Below are 20,626 nucleotides of genomic sequence, written 5' to 3'. Positions count from 1 at the left end.
AGACAAGACTATATTTATTATGAGTGGGACAAAAGATTCGGGTGTATTGGACGCCGTTCGCGAAGAACAGAAGCAGCAGCTTCAACCGCCGCGAAAATATAAAGTGATTTTGAATAATGATGATTACACGCCCATGGATTTTGTTGTCGAGGTATTGACGACATTCTTCAATATGGATAGCGAGAGAGCAACTGAAGTGATGCTAGAAGTACATCACAAGGGAAAAGCGGTATGTGGAGTATACCCTGCTGATATAGCCCATACCAAGGCTGAGCAGGTAAACCGATATGCTCGTGACAACGAGCACCCACTGCTCTGTAGTTGTGAGCAGGAATGACCTATAAATTTCTTGTTGGGGGTTGCCAATGCTAAACAAAGACTTAGAACTTACTCTTAACGCCGCGTTTCGCGAGGCCCGTTCTCGCCGTCACGAGTTTATGACGGTTGAGCATTTATTACTTGCATTGATCGATAACCCCTCTGCTAGTGAGGCGCTTGATGCCTGTGGTGTCGATATGAACACCTTGAAGCGCGAGTTATCAGAGTTTATTGATGAAACTACGCCTGTTATTCCAGATTTAGAGGAAGACAGAGAAACACAACCAACACTTGGTTTTCAGCGCGTGTTGCAGCGTGCGGTATTCCATGTTCAATCGTCAGGCCGCTCAGAAGTAACTGGGGTAAACGTGCTAGTTGCGATTTTTTCTGAGCAAGAGAGCCAAGCGGTTTATTTACTTAAAAAAGCTGACGTTAGTCGCCTAGATATCGTTAACTTCATTAGTCATGGCATTTCAAAAATTGAAGATGAGCATGAGCAAGAAGATCATGAAGAAATGCAGGATGACAACAATGAGATACAACAGGAAGAGAAAACTAAGCTAGAAAACTTTACTTCCAACTTAAATGTGCAAGCCGAGTCTGGTCGCATAGACCCGCTGGTCGGTCGCGATGAGGAAGTCGAGCGTACGGTTCAGGTGCTGTGTCGTCGTAAGAAAAACAACCCATTGCTCGTTGGTGAAGCCGGTGTTGGTAAAACGGCAATCGCTGAAGGTTTAGCGTATAGGATCGTTAATAATCAGGTACCCGATGTAATTGCAGACGCGGTAGTGTACTCACTAGATATGGGAGCATTACTAGCTGGTACAAAATATCGCGGTGACTTTGAGAAACGTTTTAAAGCACTACTGAAAGAGCTTCAATCAAAACCTCATGCGATTTTATTTATTGATGAGATCCATACCATTATCGGCGCTGGGGCTGCCTCAGGTGGTGTGATGGATGCGTCTAACTTAATCAAGCCGCTGTTATCGAGTGGACAGCTTCGCTGTATGGGCTCGACAACATACTCTGAATTCAAAAATATTTTTGAGAAAGACAGGGCATTAGTGCGCCGTTTCCAAAAAATTGATGTGGTTGAACCTAGTGTCGAAGATACCACTAAAATTTTACATGGTTTGAAAGAGCGTTATGAAGAACATCACGGTATTCGTTATACGCAAAAAGCGTTGAAAGCGGCAGCTGAACTCAGTGCTAAATATATCAATGAACGTCATTTGCCAGACAAAGCTATCGACGTTATTGATGAAGCGGGCGCAAGTCAAAGACTGCAACCAACTTCGAGACGCAAGAAAACGATTAATGTGTCGGATATTGAAGCTATCGTCTCTAAAATGGCTCGTATTCCGCAACAAAGCGTGTCATCTAGTGATAAAGAAACGCTTAAAAACCTTGATCGCAACTTGAAGATGTTGGTGTTTGGTCAAGATGAGTCGATTGATGCGTTAACATCAGCAATTCGTCTATCGCGTTCTGGTCTTGCTAACGAGGACAAGCCTGTTGGTTCATTCTTGTTTGCTGGCCCCACAGGGGTTGGTAAAACTGAAGTGACTAAACAGCTTGCTAAATGTATGGGCATAGAGTTTATCCGCTTCGACATGTCTGAGTACTCTGAGCGCCACGCAGTTAGCCGCCTAATCGGCGCTCCTCCGGGATATGTTGGTTTTGAGCAGGGGGGACTGTTGACTGAAGCCGCAATCAAGCATCCTCACGCTGTAGTCTTGTTAGATGAAATTGAGAAGGCGCATTCGGACATTTATAACATTCTACTGCAAGTTATGGATCATGGTACGCTGACAGATAATAATGGTCGCAAAGCTGACTTCAGAAATATTGTGTTAGTAATGACAACAAACGCAGGTGTTCAAGAGACTGTTCGTCAATCTATTGGGTTCCAGCAGCAAGACTATTCTCACGATGCAATGGTAGAAATCAATAAGGTGTTTACGCCAGAGTTTAGAAACCGCCTGGATAACATCATTTGGTTCAACCACCTAGAGAAAGAAGTTATCTTGCAAGTTGTTGATAAATTCATTGTTGAATTGCAAGCACAGCTTGATAAGAAATCGGTCAACCTTGAGCTTACGGCGCAAGCACGAGATTGGCTTGCGGATCTTGGTTATGACAAAGCCATGGGAGCTCGTCCAATGGCGAGGGTTATTCAGGATAACCTGAAAAAGCCACTTGCCAACGAAATCTTATTTGGTCATTTGTCTGATGGTGGTACGGTCAAAGTCACGGTTAAAGACAACAAGTTGTCCTTTGATTACCAAACGGAAGCGGTATCAGCATAAAACTTTTGAAGTATTTGATAAAAGCCCAGCTTCGCTGGGCTTTTTGTTATCACTGAATTAGATGCGGTATTACCGTCGCTTAAATCCAGTGCTAGTCGTTCGTGTATACTAATTGCTTGAATGAACTTGGTATACCTAAGTAACATCAGCATGCTGAGGTCGCTTGGGTATCAATGAGTTTACGGCATCAACTTAGTATAAATCTACACACGCAGGTTTACGGGCACGGAAGACCATGGTGCTCCCTTTGAACGGTGGGGTTAGATACATAGCTTTAAACGACAAAAAGCCCAGCTTCRCTGGGCTTTTTGTTATCACTGAATTAGATGCGGTATTAYCATCGCTTAAATTCAGTGCTAGTCGTTCGTGTATACTAATTGCTTGAATGAACTTGGTATACCTAAGTAACATCAGCATGCTGAGGTCGCTTGGGTATCAACGAGTTTACGGCATCAACTTAGTATAAATCTACACACGCAGATTAACGAGCATGGAAGACCATGGTGCTCCCTTTGAACGGTGGGGTTAGATACATAGCTTTAMACGACAAAAAGCCCAGCTTCACTGGGCTTTTTGTTATCACTGAATTAGATGCGGTATTATCATCGCTTAAATTCAGTGCTAGTCGTTCGTGTATACTAATTGCTTGAATGAACTTGGTATACCTAAGTAACATCAGCATGTTGAAGTCGCTTGGGTATCAACGAGTTTACGGCATCAACTTAGTATAAATCTACACACGCAGATTAACGAGCACGGAAGACAATACGTCCCTTTGATAGGTCGTAAGGCGTCATTTCGACAGTAACTTTGTCACCAGTCAAAATACGGATGTAGTTTTTGCGCATTTTTCCAGAAATATGTGCAACAACCACGTGACCATTTTCTAGTTCAACACGGAACATTGTGTTTGGTAGCGTATCAAGGACCGTGCCTTGCATTTCAATTACGTCTTCTTTCGCCATGTGTAGCGTATCACCTCTTGGTTAAATTAAACGATGCAGATTTTGCCCAAAAGCGGGGAATAAGTAAAGTTACAAGCTGATTTTTTGTTAATTTGGTCGTTTATTAAGCCAGTTTTACCAAAGTTTTTTGCTTTCTATTCCTAACGCATTTCAAAATCTGGAGCCTTATTGATAGGCGAGGGCGTCATTCTAGCATAGGAAAGCCTGCTAGTAACGCATGTTTTTTGTCCACGCTATGGGATTATTGTGGTGTTAAAAAGGGGGGGATTCCTACATTTGAGCTAACGTATGCAGGAAAACTAGATACTAAGCACAAGGTTGTGGAGCATCCGGATCAATATTTTGCCAAATATCTTTAACTAGTTTTTGTGCTGGCACAAATTGGGTTTTGTAACGCATTTTCTTGCATTCGTCGATTTGATAACCCAAGTACAAGTATGGTTTATTCTGTTTCGCTGCCTGTTCTAGCTGAGCCATTATCATGATAGTACCGATACTTAGTGATTCATACTCAGGATCGAAAAAGGTATAAATAGCAGACAATGAATAAGGCATTGAATCAGTGACGGCTACTGCAATTAACTTATCTTTGTGCCATAGCTCGATAAAGACAATGTTCATCCAACGACAAAATAAGAAGCTTTCGTACTGGAGACGGTTAGGTGGGTACATAGAGCCATCGCTGTGGCGTAGACTGATATATTTTTCGTATAGCGGATAGTATTCAGGACGCTCCTGATGGCTAATAATTAGTTGATAATCTTGCTTTAATTTATTGCGTTTGCGTTTTTGAGACCTACTCGGTTTAAATTCTTGAGTTAATACTCTTACAGATTGACAAGCTGAGCATGCGGGACAGTGTGGACGATAAATCTGGTCTCCACTGCGGCGAAACCCTAATGCTAACAATTGTTCAAATCTATCTGGGCTGTAACAATTTGGGTCTAGAATAACCAGTAACTGTTCCTTCTGCTCAGGTAAATAACTACAACTAAATTGTTGGCTCAGTCCGATTTTAGAAGGAAAGTGTTCATTCATAGATAGCTTTCAACTCCTGAGGCTGCCACATTGATGATGGGATCTCAAATCGATCCGCCAATTTAAGTCTAGTCAAAAACTCGCGCCTTGGTACAACTTTTAACCCCAAACTTGTCAAATAAGGGTTTTCGAGTTGGCAATCAATAAAATGTGCCTGATGGGCTTTGAGCCAATTTACCAGTGCCCACATCGCCATTTTGGATGTATTAGGTAAGGTGTGGAACATAGATTCACCACAAAATACACCAGACTGCATGATGCCATAGAGCCCGCCAACGAGCTTGTCTCGCTCCCATATTTCCACACTATGTGCTAACCCCTGAGTGTGCGCTTGCTGATACGCAGCCAACATCGCATTTGTGATCCAAGTTCCTTCAGCCGCCATTCGTTGATTTCTACAAGCTTCAATCACTTGTGAAAAGGCGGTATTGATAGTGACGGTCGGATTAAGTTTACGTTGGGCTTTTCTTAGCGTTTTACCACAATGAAAATCTTTAAGCTCCAAAATGCCGCGCTCGCTTGGGCTCCACCACATAATTGGTTCACCCTCATTAAACCAAGGAAAGATCCCATTGGCATAAGCGTTTTTCAGACGTTCTACTTGTAAACAACCACCAATGGCAAGCAGTCCATCTGGTTCAGACAAGGCATAGTGATTTGGCGGAAAACGAAAGTCATCGTGGGCGAGGTGGAACAGTTGTTGGATCATTGAACAAACTACAGGATTGTTATTTATTTCAATATAGCAAATTAAAGCAAGGAGGGAAGAGGGCCAGCCTAGACCGACCCATTTATCTATTATTTTTGGCTGTCTAGGAAGCGCTCTGCATCTAGTGCTGCCATACAGCCTGTACCTGCAGAGGTAATTGCCTGACGGTAAATGTGGTCAGACACATCACCTGCTGCAAACACACCTTCAACACTAGTCTGTGTTGCGTTACCATTTAGACCAGACTGTACAACCAAATAACCATCTTTCATCTCTAGCTGGCCCTCAAACATATCTGTGTTTGGCTTGTGACCAATTGCGATGAAAACACCAGCAAGATCAAGCTGCTCTGTCGCTTCTGAATCAGTATCTTTGATACGAATACCAGTAACACCCATATCATCACCTAGCACTTCATCAAGTGTGCGGTTTAGGTGTAACACAACATTACCATTCGCTGCTTTATCCATTAGGCGATCAGCAAGAATTTTCTCACTGCGGAAAGAGTCGCGGCGGTGAATAACATGTACTTCTTCTGCGATGTTTGATAGATAAAGTGCTTCTTCAACCGCGGTATTACCACCACCAACAACCGCAACCTTTTGACCACGATAGAAGAATCCATCGCAAGTCGCACAAGCCGACACGCCGCGGCCTTGGAACGCTGTTTCAGACTCAAGACCAAGGTATTTAGCTGATGCACCTGTTGCGATGATTAACGCATCACACGTATAAGTGCCTTGATCGCCAGTGAGTGTGAACGGGCGCTTCGTCACGTCAACTTTGTTGATGTGATCGAAAATGATCTCAGTTTCAAAGCGTTCTGCATGTTCTTTCATACGGTCCATAAGTGCTGGACCCGTTAAACCATGTGCATCACCAGGCCAGTTCTCGACTTCAGTTGTTGTAGTCAGCTGACCACCTTGCTGCATACCTGTGATTAATACTGGGTTTAAATTTGCTCGTGCTGCGTATACCGCGGCAGTGTAGCCCGCAGGACCCGAACCTAAAATCAACAGTTTGCAGTGTTTTGCATCGCTCATGTAATTTTCCTAACTCAATTCTAAAAAATGCTATTAAGCAAAAGTTTGTTCGATTCTATGTAATTCAATAGGGAAGTAAATAAAAAACCGTAATCTGATTTGGTGTAAATTGGCAAGTTGTCAAAAAATTTGTACTGTTTTGTTCTAAATCGACTACACATTAAGCAATCTTGTTCAGTACTGGCAAAAAACGGCAGTATTTCATGACCTCAGGTTTTTTTTTTGGTATGTTTTAGAGAATTTTGTTTTGCTATCAATAGTTGATAGCCTAATTGAAAAGGTACATATGGCATTTTGGCAGAATACCCCAGGCTTTGGGTTAAGTGCACAAGATTGTGAGGTGTTAACTGATGCTAAGCAATATCATCAGACGCTTTTACAACTTATTTCACAGGCAAAAACGCGTATTTACATCACCGCACTTTACTTACAAGATGATGAGGCGGGTCGCGAGATATTGCACGCATTGCACGAGGCTGCGCAGCAAAATCCAGACTTAACGGTAAAAGTGTTGGTGGATTTTCACCGTGCGCAACGGGGCCTCATTGGCGCTGAAAAGTCAGAAGGCAATGCCAAGCTATATTGTGATTTAAAAGAGCAGCTAGGTACTCAAGTTGAAGTGTACGGTGTACCGGTAAAAGCAAAAGAGCTTTTTGGCGTGTTGCATTTAAAAGGCTTTGTTATTGACGATATCCTGCTTTATAGCGGTGCTAGTTTAAATAATGTCTACTTGCATCATGATGAAAAATACCGCCTAGACCGCTATTTTGTGATTAAACAAGTGCAGCTTGCGGATAGCTTTTGCCACTTTACCGATCAAGTATTGATAGCGTCCGACGCAGTACCTAGACTCGACATTCGCCCATTACCTACTTTACTTGACATTCGCACTGCGCAAAAGCAGCTGATGAAACAGTTGAAAAAGGCCAGTTATGATATTTCAAAGGCGAACAGTCGGGATGGTTTAACAGTTCGTCCATATTTAGGGTTTGGACGTAGAACTAATAAGCTAAATCGCCTTATTAAGGCGCTTTTCGATACCACAGAACAAGAGTTAGTTCTTTACACACCTTACTTCAATTTTCCGGCTCCTCTACTTCGCTCGTTACGTCGATTACTGAAAACTGGTAAAAAGGTGACAATAGTGGTGGGGGATAAAACGGCGAATGATTTCTATATCAGTCCAGAACAGCCATTTAGCCGAATTGGTGCGCTTCCTTATTTGTACGAAACCATTTTGTATAAATTTATCAAATCGCAACGCCGCTTCATCACTGCCGGATTGTTGGATGTATATCTGTGGCAAGATGGCAACAACTCGTTCCACTTGAAAGGAGTGAGCAAAGATGGCGATACGCATTTAATGAGTGGTCATAACCTCAACCCAAGGGCGTGGGGGTTAGATATTGAAAATGGCATTCTAATCGAAGATCCCGACAAAGCATTGCTGCCTCAAATCGAGTTAGAAAAGCAAGAGATCTTAAAACATTGCCGTCGCATTGAAAGCCACGATGACCTCGAAACGTTGGGGGATTACCCAGCACCTGTGAAAAAGCTTCTTGGTCAGGCTAAGCGTGTGAAAGTCGACTTTATTATTAAGCGTTTTATTTAACGCAAGCACTGATAATTTTAAAAAAGGGACGAACGTCCCTTTTTTACTTTCTTATTTTTGATTATACGCTTCGTTGTGTGAGCTTGCTGCGCGACCTGATGGATCGGCATTACGCTGGAACGACTCGTCCCAAGCAAGCGCTTCGGGTGTTGAACAGGCCACAGACTTGCCGTAAGGAACACACTTAGCTGCCGCTTCTCCTGGGAAATGCGACTCAAAAATGGTGCGATAATAATAGGCTTCTTTGCTATCCGGTGTATTGATTGGATAGCGGTAGTGGGCGTTTTCAAGATCCGAATCGCTCACTTGCTGACTGACATATTCTTTTAGTGAATCGATCCAGCTATAGCCTACGCCATCAGAAAACTGCTCTTTTTGGCGCCACAATACGTCATCGGGTAAATAGCCATCAAACGCCTCACGGATAATGTGTTTTTCGATACGGCCATCTTTACACATTTTGTAGCCCGGGTTAGTACGCATGGCAATATCGACAAATTCTTTATCTAAGAAGGGAACTCGTGCTTCAACCCCCCACGCTGCCATCGACTTATTTGCACGTAAGCAATCAAACATATGCAGTTTCGAGACCTTTCGGTTTAGCTCGTTGTGAAACTCCTCAGCATTTGGTGCTTTGTGGAAATACAAATAGCCGCCAAATAGTTCATCAGCCCCTTCACCCGATAGCACCATTTTAATGCCCATTGCTTTAATGTAGCGTGCCATAAGGTACATAGGAGTAGAAGCGCGAATGGTTGTGACATCGTAGGTCTCTAGGTGATAGACCACTTCTTTAAGGGCATCGATCCCTTGTTGTACGGTAAAGTGAATAGGATGGTGAATTGTGCCGATTCTATCCGCTACTTTTTGTGCTGCAGCGAGATCGGGAGAGCCTTCCAAACCAATGGAAAAGGAGTGAAGTTTTGGCCACCAAGCATCGGAAGCATCATCATCTTCGATACGCTTTGCAGCAAACTTTTGTGTGATAGCGGAAATCACAGAAGAATCTAGACCACCAGACAGCAATACGCCATAGGGCACATCGCACATCAATTGGCGCTTTACTGCGGCTTCTAGCCCGTCTTTAACTGCTTCGGGATTTGCCTCATTGTCTTTTACAGCACTAAACGCTTGCCAGTCGCGTTGGTAATATTCTCTTGGACCCCCTTCTTTTGAATACCAATAATGGCCGGGAGGAAACTCTTCAATTTGCGTACAAATGGGCGTGAGCGCCTTCATTTCGCTTGCGACATAGAGGTTACCGCTTTGATCACGGCCAGTGTAAAGTGGAATAATACCGATGTGGTCTCGACCAATTAAAAAGGCATCTTCCGTTTCATCGTACAAACAAAATGCGAAAATTCCATTAAGATCATCTAAAAACTCAGGGCCTTTTTGCTTGTATAGTGCCAAGATCACTTCACAGTCTGACTCTGTTTGAAAGTCAAATGGAACGGTCAGTGCTTTTGCAAGCTCTTTATGATTATAAATTTCACCATTCACCGCCAAAATATGTGTTTTTTCAGGGTTAAATAATGGTTGTGCGCCGCTAGAAACGCCAACAATTGCCAAACGCTCATGAACTAAAATGGCTTTTTCACTTGAATATACCCCTGACCAGTCGGGGCCACGGTGTCTTAGTTTTTTTGACATTTCGATGGCTTGCTCGCGAAGTGCAAGGGGATCGGTCTTGATGTCAAGTACGCCGAAAATTGAACACATATTTCCTCATTCCTATTGATGTGTTGATAATATCAACAAATTATTATTGCTCACGGACGCATAGTTACCATGAGATAGTTTAAGTTCTACCAAAAATAATTTGATAAGTCACACAATGAAATAGAGAAAATGTGAATTTTTTGTGAGATGAAATGGTGCAGGTTTGCACCATTTTGGGGCGTCGCTTATTAGTGTGTCGTCCCAGCGACAAGCTTGATATCTTGCTTTTGTGTAATGGCGCTGGTTAATAGGATTTTTATTCCTTTAACTAGGGTGTCAATGTCCATACTGGGTGCACCAGGGTGGTGCGCTGCTTGGGAGGGTAAGTATGGGATATGCACAAAGCCACCACGGCACGCTAAGTCATGTGTACTAAGATAGTGCAGTAATCCATACATCACATGGTTGCATACGTAAGTGCCTGCCGTATTAGAAATGCTTGCAGGGATCCCCGCTTGAAGTGCACTACTTAGCATACTTTTTATTGGTAAAGAGGCAAAATATGCATCGGGACCATGTGTAACGACTGGTGTGTCTATCGGCTGGTTTCCTGCGTTGTCGGCTATTCTGGCATCGTTGACGTTGATAGCGACACGTTCGATAGAGATATCACAGCGTCCACCTGCCTGGCCCACACAGATCACGATGCTTGGGTGATACTTATCTATCGCTTGCGTTAAAGACTCAATACTTTTGTCAAATTCACAAGGTAACTCTTTCGTGTGGATCAGGTGGCCTTCAACGGTTTCCCCCTCTAACAACTGCGCTAATTGCCATGAGGGGTTGATGGACTCACCACCAAATGGGGTGAACCCAGTCACTAGGACACAAGGTTTACTGTAACTGGACATTAAAAAACGACTCCGTACATAAGAAAAATATTAATCACCAATAACGTTATAGCGGTTGGTATTTGCACTTTAATGACTTGGTACTTATCTTTTAAATCTAACAGTGCCGCTGGCACAATGTTGAAGTTAGCGGCCATCGGTGTCATTAGTGTTCCACAGTAACCTGAGTACATGCCAATCGCGACGAGCGGCGCAGGATCAGCGCCATGTCCTTGGATCAAAAATGGCAGTGCAATACCTGCCGTCATTACTGGAAATGCGGCAAAAGCGTTTCCCATAATCATGGTAAATAGTGCCATGCCAACACAATACAGCACAACGAGCATAAAGCGGTTATCTGGCGAAATAAACAATGTCACTAAGTCTTGGATAGCAGTGCCAGTGTTTGCGACGATAAATACACCGCCAAGCATTGCTAGCATCTGTGGCAATATTGCTGCCCAGCCTATTGAATCAACTAAGCGACGAGACTCAGAAAGTGCTTGTAATGGACTGCCTTTGGTTATTTTCCAGCTCACCAGCAATGCGATGGTGCAAGCGAGTGTCAGTGCTGAAAGCGTTACGTGCTCCTGATCGAATAGATAAAAATCGCCGAGCTGGATCTCACTTAAGATGATAGTACAGATAACAGTAACGATTGGAATAAGTACAGCAGGAACAAACAATTTATTACCAAACCGATTTGCATCTTCTGTTTTGGCTCGTTCGCACGGCATGTCATAATTTCCCATAGAAACCATATTCATACCCGCAAGCAGTGCGATGATCACCACGTTGATGCCGATCCATAAATAAGTATTTCGCTCACCAATCAATGCGATAGAAGCATCACCAAAGATAAAAACAGAGCCAAATAAGAACCAAAAAAGTGCCGTAGTGAGACGCTTAGGGTGTGCCTTATCTTGTAGCGTTTTTACCACCAGAAACATCACGATAAAACCAATCAATAAATAGATATTGTCAATTGAAAGTAGACTAGATTGCGCGTCAGAAGTGTTCATTAAGCTCATAATGACTCCTCCTTAAGCGCCGAATTTGTGTTGCTAGGTGTTTGTTCTTCTTCGCTTTGTTGCTGCTGACAGCGCGCAATTTCTGCTCGAATTTTTGCTTCAAATCGTGCTAAACGGAAGAGATGAACAATGAGCGCGGCAATTGCAGTCGGTATTGCCCAAAGTCCGATATGCAGCGGTTCAATTCCGGCAATACCGTTTTCTTTTAAAAAAGCATCCATGAGTAGTACAGCACCAAAAGCGATAAAAATATCCTCCCCAAAGAAGACCGCGATGTTATCGCAGGCGGCAGCATGTGCGCCTATCATGTCTTTTACATCTTGTGGTAGGTCGCCGTATTGATTTGCTGCAGCGCCTATTGCCATCGGAGCGAGTAGTGGTCTGACGGTTTGTGCTTGACCCGCTAAATTGATTAATCCCAGCGCTGCGGAGCACTCACGGACTACAAAATACATACTTAGAATTCGAGAAGTGGTTGCCCCTTTTATACCCGCAACCCAAGCTTTAGCTCTTTGCTGTAAGCCGTAACGTTCTAAAATTGCAATCACGGGTAAGATAAGTAAAAAGCTTGCAAGCTGGCGAGAGTTCATAAACTTTTCGCCAAAGGTGACAATTAAGTCGACAAAGTCGATCCCAACGGCAAAACCAGTAACTAGGCCAGCGGAGGTGACAACCAATAAGGGATTAAATCTCAGAGCAAAGCCAATGACAATCACGGCAATGCCAGAAAGGGGAAGGAGATTTAGTTCAGTCATTTTGTTGTTCTTTATTTTTAAGCGCTAACCTTAGCTGATTGAGATGCGCCTGTACTCGGTGAGATTCCTTCGCCGCATCTGTAACGGATGTTGATTTTAAATGGATACAATCGCCCGCGCCCAATTGGCTCAAATGGCGCATATCGGCTCGAATAATAGAGCCAATTATTGGATAACCGCCTGTAGTTTGGCAGTCATTCAATAGGATAATGGGCTCGCCACTGGGGGGCAGCTGAATAACGCCAGGGTGGACGGCTTGGGTTGCAATATTATGTGCATGCACAAGGCTGCTATGGCCACTTAGGCGAATACCCATACGATTACTGCTTGGATTTACTTTCCAAATAGTGTCGTTTAATACACTCAGTGTCTGGTTGGAAATGATCTCGAGGTGTGGGCCTGGGATGAAATGAATGAGCTTTTCATAGCTGGGCTGCAGGCCACCCACGGAGCTTTTAGCTGTGCTCGGCGTGTAGCTCAGTTTGTCCCCTTGTTTAAGAGCTCGGCCGTTTATTCCCCCAAAGCCAGCCATGAGGTCGGTTGAATAACTCCCAAGCAGCTTGTCTATGTTGGTAAATCCACCTTCGACCACCAAATACGCGCGTAAACCGTCGCGATTTTGCTTAAATGTCAGCTTATCTCCGGCCTTAGCACTGTAGCGCCAGCAAGGGTATACTGCTTCGTCATTTAAAGCAGCATTGAGATCTGCCCCTGCGATAACAAAGTTAGTGGGGGCATGGAAGTGAAACTCGCATAAGCCAATGGTCACTTCAATAGCTGCAGTATCGTCGTTATTTGACAAGAGTGTATTTGCAAGTTTAAGCGCAACAGGGTCAATGACACCTGCTTGACTTACTCCTAAGTGGCGAAGTCCTTGGCGACCAATGTCTTGAATAGTTGAAAGTGGCCCAGATTTAATAACTTCTAGCATGATTTCTCCACAAAACGCACGATATCGCCCGGTTGCAGCAAGCTTGCTGATGCAGAATTTGGGTCAAATAGGGTAGTGTTGGTTTGTCCAAGCAAATGCCAGCCACCAGGAGATTGACTCGGGTAAATTGCACTGTAGCTGTCTGCGATGGCAATACTGCCTTTGGGGACCTTGGTAATTGGTGTGGATTTTCTGGGTAGTTGAAGTGCGGTAGGTAACCCTGACAAGTAAGCAAAACCAGGTAAGAAGCCAATAAATTGCACTTGATAATCAACGCTTGAGTGCAGCTCTATAAGCTGTTTTGGCGTCAGTTGTAATTCGTCCGCTATGCGTTCAAAATCTTGTCCGAATTCTTTGCCATAAAACACCTCAATATGATGGTGTGTTGGCTTTACCTCTGCTACTTCTAGGTCTTGCCAATGTGCTTGGATTTTGTGTTGCCAGGCATCGGCTTTGCGGGGGTCTTTTAAATAGGCAGTAACGGAAGATTTGGCAGGCACCACATCAACAAAATCACCGCTACTATCTAGCCATTTCTTGAGGGCGAACAATCGTTGATTAATTGGACTTTTGTTTTTAGGCAAACACGTTGCATTTACAACAATTGCTTGCTCACCTAATAAATAACAACTCACATCAGACATAGACAATAACAATTGGTTGCTTTGGTAAACGTTATGTTTCTTATAACACACCTCGCAATTGAAACGAAATTATTGCTACAAGTTGCCGTTTTGTTGCAGCTAAAAAGCCGTGCCTAAACACGGCTTCAAATCTGAGGATTTATTTAGCAGTTAATAGCCATTGACTTAGAAGGCGAACGCCATAGCCTGTACCACCGGTTGGAACTTCGTCTTTAGCGGAGCTTGAAAGTGCGTTACCTGCAATATCGATATGAACCCAACGGGTGTCACCTGCAAATTGTTGTAGGAAAGTCGCAGCAGTTGTTGCACCAGGACCACCAGAACCTACGTTTTGGAAATCGGCGATGTCAGATTTTAGTTTGTCCTTATAGCCAAGCGGTAGACGCCATACGTTCTCGTTCACAACTTTACCGGCGTTGGTAAATTCTGTAATTAAGCTATCATCTTCAGAGAAAATTGCTGAATACTCGTTACCAACAGCACGAATTTTAGAGCCAGTTAATGTCGCGACGTCAATCATGATCTCAGGGCTGTAATGTTTACGTGCGTACCACATTGCATCAGACAGCACCAAACGACCTTCAGCATCTGTGTTTACAACCTCTACGCTAATACCTTCTGCAGTACGTAGCACATCACCCGGCGCAATTGCATACTGAGACACCATATTTGCCGCCATACCCATGACTGCTACCACGTTTACGTCTGCTTTGCTTAGCGCCATTGCTTTTACTGTACCAAGCACGGCAGCCGCACCTGCCATGTCAGATTTCATGCGTGCGATCGAAGCGCCGGTTTTGATGCTATAACCACCCGAATCAAAAGTAATACCTTTACCGATCAGGGCAATTGGTGTCTCGCTGTTACCTTTATAATGTGCAACAACTAAGCGAGAGCCGTGTTCACTACCACGGCCAACGCCCTCAAGCGCACCCATACCAAGTTCTTTGAGTTCAGCTGGTGCTAGTACTTCTACTTCAACGCCATATTGTTCAAGTTCTTTTGCCGCTTTTGCAAAGTCAACCGGGGTCATTTCTGTTGCGACTTCAGAGGTCAAGTCACGTGCTAAAAACACGCCAGCTTGAATGTGTTGCAGTGCTTTATACTGAGCCTGTGTTGCTTGTTTATCGGCAACGTCGAAGTGATAGCTTACGTTAAAAGTGTTTGGCTCTTTTTTGTATACTTCGAAGGTGTGGTCACGAAGGTTTGCACCGTGTGCAAATTGTGCTGCCAGTTCTGCATTTGAAAGCGCTCCTTCAACGCCTTCGAATGCAACTGCAACATTCTCCAGCTTTTTACCTTCGAATTTAGCGTGTAGGTTACCACCAAGTTTGGTCATTTTGCTGGCGTTGAGTTCGCCTGCGTCACCTAAACCAACAATGAAGATACGCTTATAATCAGAGTCTACAGGTGCTAATACTTCAACTGTTTTGCCATACGCGCCATTAAAGTCTTCAGCAGCAATTGCGCGCTCCAACTGTTTACGAGTGTCTTTATCTAGGAACTTTAGGTTACTTTGGTTTTCACCAGCTTGAAAAATTACTAGTGCATCAGCGTCTGCAAGCTTGGTATTGAACTCAAAGTCAGCGGCATTTGCAGAAGTCATACTGGCAACCGCCAGCGCTAAAGCAGAAAAACGCGTAGTCAATGACATAATTTTATCCTCAGATAACTAAAATTGTGGCGTTTTTACCTCATTTGGAGAAATTTAGACACAATTTGTCGGTGAAGTAACAGGTTTTACCGTTCAGTGACATTAGGTAAGCGGCTTGTCAGCACGATGCCTAATATCGTGATCATAATGTAGAGTGTAAGTAACACATTAATTGAAAATACCGAGGCAACGACACCAAGAGCACTTGTTAATAAAAGTACAATGCCAATAATTGTGTTACTGAGCGTGACGTAACTGGTGCGCTTGTTTCCTTCTGCCATATCGACCACGTAGGTTTTTCGACCCACACGCACGCCTTGGTGGGCGATAGCAATGACAAAATAGCAAAGCGGAATAAACCACATCTTTTCGAGCAGCGAAGAATAAAATAAAGATGTTGTTAGTAGCACTGCAGTGATAGCAACGGTGATTGTTGCTCCATACATCATCACGTGTTTACTTGATTGATCGGCAAGGCGACCCCAAAAAGCGCCACTGACTAAACTGGCAAGTCCGGACACTGCTAATAAAACGGCCAACACCCATGCACCGTTGCCGATATTCTGTTGTGCTATTACCGTGAAATAAGGCGGAATAAGCGCAGAACTTAACAGCAAACCACGAGCTAGAATAAACTTTTTAAGTATCGGATCGGTTTTTAACAGCGCGAAATCTTGTTTTACTTTCTCTAATCCGTTTTCACCACCTTCGGTTGCGCCTTCATATTCTTTAATTTTTGAGAACGTTAACGCGCCAATCAGCCAAAAGATTGCAGCTAGTATTAGTGTGACCACAAAGTTGATGTTGTTTACTTGAGTGGCAGCGATAAAAAGCCCAACACCAAATGTAACGGTTATAAGTCCACTGACAGAGGCGGCTTGGCCGCTAAGCTGGCCACGCTTTTGTTTGGGGATAGTTTTACCGATGACATCTTTTGATGACACCGAGCTTAAGCTGCGAGCGATGCTAAAAATTGCCAGTAATCCAAGTACTAACCAAGCGTAGAATTGATTTTCAGTTTGGTTCCATGCAAGTAATGCCATAAGTAGTACACAAGTAGCTTGAATAAGTGCGCCGAGAGACCATAGAAGTTTACGTTTCGCATGCTTGCGCACCCATTGGCCGATAAATAATTGTGGGATCAGTGAGCCTGATTCACGAATGGGAACGAGAGCCGATATCAAATAAGCGGGAGCACCGAGTGATTGCATCAGCCAAGGTAACGTGATTTTAGGATTGAGCAAAGCATCTCCCAATTTGCTAAAAAGCTGGCTCAATAAAATAAGCACGTAGTTACCAGGAACTTCTCTACATGCCTTATCATCAATTGCTCTACAGGCACGCGCCTCATCGTCATTGGTTAGCTTTTGATAGATATTTTCACTTATTTTACTCACATTTATTCCTTTACTTTTATTGTGTCGCGGACAATACGGTTTCACTATCATGAACGACTTTGTATGAAATGATAATTAACCTTCGACGGTCTCATTCAATACGCAATAAATCATATTAAGTTCAACAAGTATAAAGTGGAATGCTTACTTGTTGCGACATACAGCATTGAGAGAGTAACGATGAAAACATTACAGGTAGCCGCGTCGATAGGGCTTATCATGATGTTAGGAGTAGGCTTGTCTGCGATCGCGGGTACAGATATGCCGAAGCCTAAAGTCGATGGCGCAAGTAATCATATTAAAACGTTAGTGTTGGGCTCAGGTTGTTTCTGGGGTCCTGAAAAGCGCTATGAAAAAATGACGGGCGTGATAGATGCTGAGTCGGGCTATGCGGACGGTAAAGGGTTTAAGCCAAGCTATAGAGAAATCATTAAACCGAGTCGACGTTTCGATGAAGATAACTATGCAGAGGTGGTTAAGGTAACTTACAACGCAAATCTTATCACCACCGATGCGCTGCTAAAATACTACTTTGAAAGTCATGATCCAACCCAAAAAAATCGTCAGGGTAATGATGTTGGAACGCAGTATCGCTCGATCATTCTCTATACTGATGATCAGCAAAGTGACAAAGCTCACTTATTAAAAGCGCAGTATCAACATTTATTATCTGAGCAAGGTTATGGCGATATTCATACCACAATTAAGCCACTTAGAAAATTTTATCCAGCGGAAGAGTATCATCAAAACTATTTAGCCAAGAATCCCAATGGATATTGCCCAGATCATAGCACGGGAGTGACTTTTGATAAGGTGGTGAAAGATAAAACTGATAACACTTCGCTTACCCAAGGTAAGCATATTGTTATTGTAGACGCTAAGAGCTATTGCCCTTACTGCGAAAAGTTAAAAAAAGAGGTGTTAAATGACTATCAAGGTGATATTCCACTTCATTTTCGCTATGCAGATCAACTCGAAGGACTAATGATAAAAACCGCGACTTGGGCAACGCCAACAATCTTATTTATTGAAGATGGTGTTGAGTCCCTTGGCTTTCAAGGTTTTATGGCGAGAGAAGAATTTTACAAGGCACTCGGTGCTTTTAAGCTGGGCCGCTCGGAAGCCTTTGACATTGCCTTTCAAAAAGGCACAGAGCGACCATTTTGCAAGCAATACGATATCTTTAAAAACACACCAGATGGCGTATTTATTGATAAATTGAGTGGTAAAGCTCTTTTCGATACCCGAGATAGGTTTAACTCAGGCACTGGGTGGCTGTCGTTTACCCACCCAGTAAAAGACAGCGTGACCTATCACAAAGATTTAAGCCACGGAATGGTAAGAACCGAAATACGCTCAAAAAGCAGTGGTATTCATTTAGGTCATGTATTTAAAAATGAAGGGCCAAAAGGTCAAGACCGCTATTGTATCAATGCCCAAGTACTTGAGTTTAAAGCGAGAGAGGCGCTTTAGGTATTACGCCTAAAGCTGCCTTTATTTCAACACTGGGATTCAACAACAGTTAATTAACCCGAGATCGGTTTAAGCCATCTGTTCATCAACAGAAATAGATGGCTTTTTTTCTTTATGGCTGTATGCAATCAGCGCACCTAAGACTGTTAATATCATCCCATACAAGCTTCTATGTCTTGAATGCTCTAACTGACAAATATTCTTTAGCTGGTCATTCACGGTTTCAATAATAAAGCGCTTTGATAGCATCATAACCTTGCGCCACGCAGAAATAGCTCTGGTCTTCATATTACTGCGCACATTGATGACCAGTTTGAGTCCCCCTTCCGATAGTGACTGCTTTAACTTACTACTGGTATACCATTGTCTCCATATAAAGCGCCGGTTAGATTTTGAGTAAGTTCTTCGACAGGTGCTGTATCATGCTTATTTGCAGGTGTCACTTTGACGGCAATTATTTTACCTTTATGATTGATAACTAGGTGTAGTTTGAATCCAAAATACCATCCTATTGTTCCTCGAACCCCGCTCAGCTACACCAGCAAACGTTTTGTGTCTTGGTATTTTCGAATTATGACAAACTTTGATACTCGTTGAGTCAATGAAGCAAATATCACTATCTGTTGATTTTAGGGTTTTGAAATAACTTGAAAGGGGAGTAACCGCATGAGGTAGCCTTTATAAAAGTTTTTAAAATCGCGCTGATTTGACATATAAAATAGAATGATGATAGTCATTATTTCAGCCATACTCATCTGGTATGCACTTTCTCTTTTTATTTGACCTTGCTTTTAAATTCTTATCCCGAGCTGGAGTTATTTACTTATCCATTTAGCTAGATGCACTTCGAATGCTGGTATTCAAAATAGCGAATGCAAACACATAAACAGGTTAAGGTTTAAACTCCAGAATATCGCCCGGTTGGCAGTCCAAATAATTGCAAATTTGGGCTAGTGTTTCAAACCTAACGCCTTTGACTTTACCGCGCTTTAACAGCGATAAGTTCGCTTCTGTGATGCCGATTTCTTTTGCCAGCTCTTTGGATGAGACTTTTCTCATGGCCATGACTACATCTAAGTTCACAACAATTTCCATCGCTAAATAAACTCCTTGTTTTCATCACTGATCTCTTGCGCTGCGCGCAGCAGATAAGCAACGGTCGCTAAGATACTAAGCGTAACCAACTCACCAAATTGTAATGACAGGACAAGGGTTGTGTGTTCAAAGTAAGCATCATGCCAGTATGCAAAGATAACGCTCAGTGCACTGACGAAAAATATCGACAACACTTCAGTAATGATGAAATAGATAAAGCAAGACAAACACTCTCGAGTAAAAAAGTGTCCTTGCTCAAAATACTTTAGCAATCGAGTAATGAAATGGACCCCCGCCAATGCAAGGAACAATATTGGAGTCGTAGCTAGAAACAGACCAACATTATTAACCTTATCAGACTGCCATAACTCATCAAACAGAGCATTGTCATAGTAACTGACACGATGATTGAATACCAACTCGTAGGCCAGAAATATCAGTACTATGGCTGTAGTAGATAGTACTCCCACGCGGATAAATTTACTTCTTCTTTGAATCATATCCAAAGTGATAGACATGTCAGCTCCTCATTTCTCATGCTCAGGGTGTACTATACCACACAGAAAAAAAACATCAAAAAACAACAATGAATTATCGTTTTACAATAATTAAAAATCATGTAATGATAATTACAGAAAAATGGAGTAGCTAATATGAAATACAATTTAATAAAAGTAAAAACGACAATTATCAGCTCACTTGTCCTTGCTGGGCTATCCCTAAGTGGTTGCCAAGTTGGTTCATTTACACAAAAAACCACACATACCGTTGCTCAAACGCAAACTCAGTTAATCGCGTTAAAAGATCTATTCAGTGAGCAAACAATGGAAAGTGTATCGCTATCACCTGATGGTGAATGGATTGCATTTCTTCAACCGCACAATGGTGCGAATAATATTCATCTAGTACGCAAAGGGGGGGATCTCTCTGATGCTAAACCAATCACCTACCTAACAGATTCTGTTGATAATTTCGTATGGTCTTATCACACGAATGAGATCATATTCAGCAAAGATCACGAGGGCAATGAAAACAAACAAATCTTCACGCTTCAGTTCAATCCTAATAATCTTAAAAATAGTATAAGAATTAAAAAC

Annotated in this window: 18 protein-coding genes and 2 pseudogenes; 5 read left to right on the top strand and 15 right to left on the bottom strand. The window is 42.9% G+C overall.

The window, feature by feature from the left end:
- Positions 1-19 precede the first annotated feature (19 nt).
- Together clpS and clpA are read left to right on the top strand one after the other, a co-directional pair.
- Positions 20-337: an ATP-dependent Clp protease adapter ClpS gene (gene clpS / locus L1D50_RS11815; protein WP_010379297.1), complete on the top strand. Its 318-nt coding sequence runs from the start codon at positions 20-22 to the stop codon at positions 335-337.
- Positions 338-365: 28 nt separating this feature from the next.
- On the top strand, positions 366-2,630 hold the full coding sequence (gene clpA / locus L1D50_RS11810) for an ATP-dependent Clp protease ATP-binding subunit ClpA (RefSeq protein ID WP_128726020.1): 2,265 nt from the start codon (positions 366-368) through the stop codon (positions 2,628-2,630).
- A gap of 746 nt (positions 2,631-3,376) precedes the next feature.
- Here clpA and infA read toward each other — a convergent pair.
- From infA to trxB, 4 genes are all read right to left on the bottom strand, one after another.
- Positions 3,377-3,595 carry a translation initiation factor IF-1 gene (infA, locus tag L1D50_RS11805; protein WP_002962494.1) on the bottom strand — a complete coding sequence of 73 codons (219 nt, stop codon included), beginning with the start codon at positions 3,593-3,595 and terminating at the stop codon, positions 3,377-3,379.
- 306 nt (positions 3,596-3,901) lie between these two features.
- Positions 3,902-4,633 carry an arginyltransferase gene (locus L1D50_RS11800; RefSeq protein WP_128726021.1) on the bottom strand — a complete coding sequence of 244 codons (732 nt, stop codon included), beginning with the start codon at positions 4,631-4,633 and terminating at the stop codon, positions 3,902-3,904.
- Positions 4,626-5,342 (bottom strand): leucyl/phenylalanyl-tRNA--protein transferase, encoded by a 717-nt coding sequence (gene aat, locus L1D50_RS11795; protein WP_128726022.1) that lies wholly within the window; start codon positions 5,340-5,342, stop codon positions 4,626-4,628. The genes L1D50_RS11800 and aat overlap by 8 nt, the downstream gene beginning before the upstream one ends.
- Before the next feature lie 89 nt (positions 5,343-5,431).
- On the bottom strand, positions 5,432-6,385 hold the full coding sequence (trxB, locus tag L1D50_RS11790; RefSeq protein WP_017217521.1) for a thioredoxin-disulfide reductase: 954 nt from the start codon (positions 6,383-6,385) through the stop codon (positions 5,432-5,434).
- A 286-nt stretch (positions 6,386-6,671) separates the two neighbouring features.
- Here trxB and pssA point away from each other — a divergent pair, with 286 nt between their 5' ends.
- Positions 6,672-7,997, top strand: coding sequence for a CDP-diacylglycerol--serine O-phosphatidyltransferase (pssA, locus tag L1D50_RS11785; protein ID WP_128726023.1), 1,326 nt, complete (start codon positions 6,672-6,674; stop codon positions 7,995-7,997).
- A gap of 51 nt (positions 7,998-8,048) precedes the next feature.
- Here the strand turns inward: pssA and asnB are convergent, their stop codons facing one another.
- From asnB to L1D50_RS11745, 8 genes are all read right to left on the bottom strand, one after another.
- Positions 8,049-9,719 carry an asparagine synthase B gene (gene asnB / locus L1D50_RS11780; protein ID WP_239966088.1) on the bottom strand — a complete coding sequence of 557 codons (1,671 nt, stop codon included), beginning with the start codon at positions 9,717-9,719 and terminating at the stop codon, positions 8,049-8,051.
- A 188-nt stretch (positions 9,720-9,907) separates the two neighbouring features.
- The gene (pcp, locus tag L1D50_RS11775; RefSeq protein ID WP_128726025.1) at positions 9,908-10,570 is read right to left on the bottom strand and encodes a pyroglutamyl-peptidase I; all 663 of its coding nucleotides are present in this window, start codon (positions 10,568-10,570) and stop codon (positions 9,908-9,910) included.
- Complete coding sequence (locus L1D50_RS11770) at positions 10,570-11,580, bottom strand: DUF979 domain-containing protein (RefSeq protein ID WP_138523046.1); 1,011 nt, start codon at positions 11,578-11,580, stop codon at positions 10,570-10,572. Before L1D50_RS11770 ends, pcp begins: the two co-directional genes overlap by 1 nt.
- On the bottom strand, positions 11,577-12,335 hold the full coding sequence (locus L1D50_RS11765) for a DUF969 domain-containing protein (RefSeq protein WP_138523044.1): 759 nt from the start codon (positions 12,333-12,335) through the stop codon (positions 11,577-11,579). The genes L1D50_RS11770 and L1D50_RS11765 overlap by 4 nt, the downstream gene beginning before the upstream one ends.
- On the bottom strand, positions 12,328-13,266 hold the full coding sequence (locus L1D50_RS11760; protein ID WP_239966087.1) for a biotin-dependent carboxyltransferase family protein: 939 nt from the start codon (positions 13,264-13,266) through the stop codon (positions 12,328-12,330). Before L1D50_RS11760 ends, L1D50_RS11765 begins: the two co-directional genes overlap by 8 nt.
- The gene (pxpB, locus tag L1D50_RS11755; RefSeq protein ID WP_138523040.1) at positions 13,260-13,910 is read right to left on the bottom strand and encodes a 5-oxoprolinase subunit PxpB; all 651 of its coding nucleotides are present in this window, start codon (positions 13,908-13,910) and stop codon (positions 13,260-13,262) included. The genes L1D50_RS11760 and pxpB overlap by 7 nt, the downstream gene beginning before the upstream one ends.
- Before the next feature lie 139 nt (positions 13,911-14,049).
- Entirely contained in the window at positions 14,050-15,564 is a 1,515-nt protein-coding gene (locus tag L1D50_RS11750) for a leucyl aminopeptidase (protein WP_138523038.1), read from the bottom strand.
- A gap of 86 nt (positions 15,565-15,650) precedes the next feature.
- Positions 15,651-16,961 carry an MFS transporter gene (locus L1D50_RS11745; RefSeq protein ID WP_128726031.1) on the bottom strand — a complete coding sequence of 437 codons (1,311 nt, stop codon included), beginning with the start codon at positions 16,959-16,961 and terminating at the stop codon, positions 15,651-15,653.
- Positions 16,962-17,180: 219 nt separating this feature from the next.
- Here L1D50_RS11745 and msrA point away from each other — a divergent pair, with 219 nt between their 5' ends.
- Complete coding sequence (msrA, locus tag L1D50_RS11740; protein ID WP_138523114.1) at positions 17,181-18,434, top strand: peptide-methionine (S)-S-oxide reductase MsrA; 1,254 nt, start codon at positions 17,181-17,183, stop codon at positions 18,432-18,434.
- Positions 18,435-18,506: 72 nt separating this feature from the next.
- Here msrA and L1D50_RS11735 read toward each other — a convergent pair.
- From L1D50_RS11735 to L1D50_RS11725, 3 genes and pseudogenes are all read right to left on the bottom strand, one after another.
- Positions 18,507-18,941 (bottom strand): annotated as a pseudogene (locus tag L1D50_RS11735) (transposase); the annotation flags it as partial.
- Between the two features lie 384 nt (positions 18,942-19,325).
- Positions 19,326-19,529, bottom strand: a complete 204-nt coding sequence (locus L1D50_RS11730) for a helix-turn-helix transcriptional regulator (protein WP_128726032.1) — start codon at positions 19,527-19,529, stop codon at positions 19,326-19,328.
- Between the two features lie 2 nt (positions 19,530-19,531).
- Positions 19,532-20,047 (bottom strand): hypothetical protein, encoded by a 516-nt coding sequence (locus L1D50_RS11725; protein ID WP_138523036.1) that lies wholly within the window; start codon positions 20,045-20,047, stop codon positions 19,532-19,534.
- Positions 20,048-20,182: 135 nt separating this feature from the next.
- Between L1D50_RS11725 and L1D50_RS11720 the strand changes: the two are divergent.
- Positions 20,183-20,626, top strand: a pseudogene (locus tag L1D50_RS11720) (hypothetical protein); the annotation flags it as partial.

It is taken from the genome of Pseudoalteromonas sp. Isolate6 (assembly GCF_022398435.1).
Classification (GTDB): domain Bacteria; phylum Pseudomonadota; class Gammaproteobacteria; order Enterobacterales; family Alteromonadaceae; genus Pseudoalteromonas; species Pseudoalteromonas galatheae.
Note: the sequence above shows the minus strand (reverse complement) of the source record. Positions and strands in the feature narration are given on the sequence as shown.

Excerpts from the sequence above, each read along its gene's own strand:
- clpS (WP_010379297.1), top strand. The coding sequence starts at position 20 with ATGAGTGGGACAAAAGATTCGGGTGTATTGGACGCCGTTCGCGAAGAA.
- clpA (WP_128726020.1), top strand. The coding sequence starts at position 366 with ATGCTAAACAAAGACTTAGAACTTACTCTTAACGCCGCGTTTCGCGAG.
- infA (WP_002962494.1), bottom strand. The coding sequence starts at position 3,595 with ATGGCGAAAGAAGACGTAATTGAAATGCAAGGCACGGTCCTTGATACG.
- L1D50_RS11800 (WP_128726021.1), bottom strand. The coding sequence starts at position 4,633 with ATGAATGAACACTTTCCTTCTAAAATCGGACTGAGCCAACAATTTAGT.
- aat (WP_128726022.1), bottom strand. The coding sequence starts at position 5,342 with ATGATCCAACAACTGTTCCACCTCGCCCACGATGACTTTCGTTTTCCG.
- trxB (WP_017217521.1), bottom strand. The coding sequence starts at position 6,385 with ATGAGCGATGCAAAACACTGCAAACTGTTGATTTTAGGTTCGGGTCCT.
- pssA (WP_128726023.1), top strand. The coding sequence starts at position 6,672 with ATGGCATTTTGGCAGAATACCCCAGGCTTTGGGTTAAGTGCACAAGAT.
- asnB (WP_239966088.1), bottom strand. The coding sequence starts at position 9,719 with ATGTGTTCAATTTTCGGCGTACTTGACATCAAGACCGATCCCCTTGCA.
- pcp (WP_128726025.1), bottom strand. The coding sequence starts at position 10,570 with ATGTCCAGTTACAGTAAACCTTGTGTCCTAGTGACTGGGTTCACCCCA.
- L1D50_RS11770 (WP_138523046.1), bottom strand. The coding sequence starts at position 11,580 with ATGAGCTTAATGAACACTTCTGACGCGCAATCTAGTCTACTTTCAATT.
- L1D50_RS11765 (WP_138523044.1), bottom strand. The coding sequence starts at position 12,335 with ATGACTGAACTAAATCTCCTTCCCCTTTCTGGCATTGCCGTGATTGTC.
- L1D50_RS11760 (WP_239966087.1), bottom strand. The coding sequence starts at position 13,266 with ATGCTAGAAGTTATTAAATCTGGGCCACTTTCAACTATTCAAGACATT.
- pxpB (WP_138523040.1), bottom strand. The coding sequence starts at position 13,910 with ATGTCTGATGTGAGTTGTTATTTATTAGGTGAGCAAGCAATTGTTGTA.
- L1D50_RS11750 (WP_138523038.1), bottom strand. The coding sequence starts at position 15,564 with ATGTCATTGACTACGCGTTTTTCTGCTTTAGCGCTGGCGGTTGCCAGT.
- msrA (WP_138523114.1), top strand. The coding sequence starts at position 17,181 with ATGATGTTAGGAGTAGGCTTGTCTGCGATCGCGGGTACAGATATGCCG.
- L1D50_RS11730 (WP_128726032.1), bottom strand. The coding sequence starts at position 19,529 with ATGGAAATTGTTGTGAACTTAGATGTAGTCATGGCCATGAGAAAAGTC.
- L1D50_RS11725 (WP_138523036.1), bottom strand. The coding sequence starts at position 20,047 with ATGTCTATCACTTTGGATATGATTCAAAGAAGAAGTAAATTTATCCGC.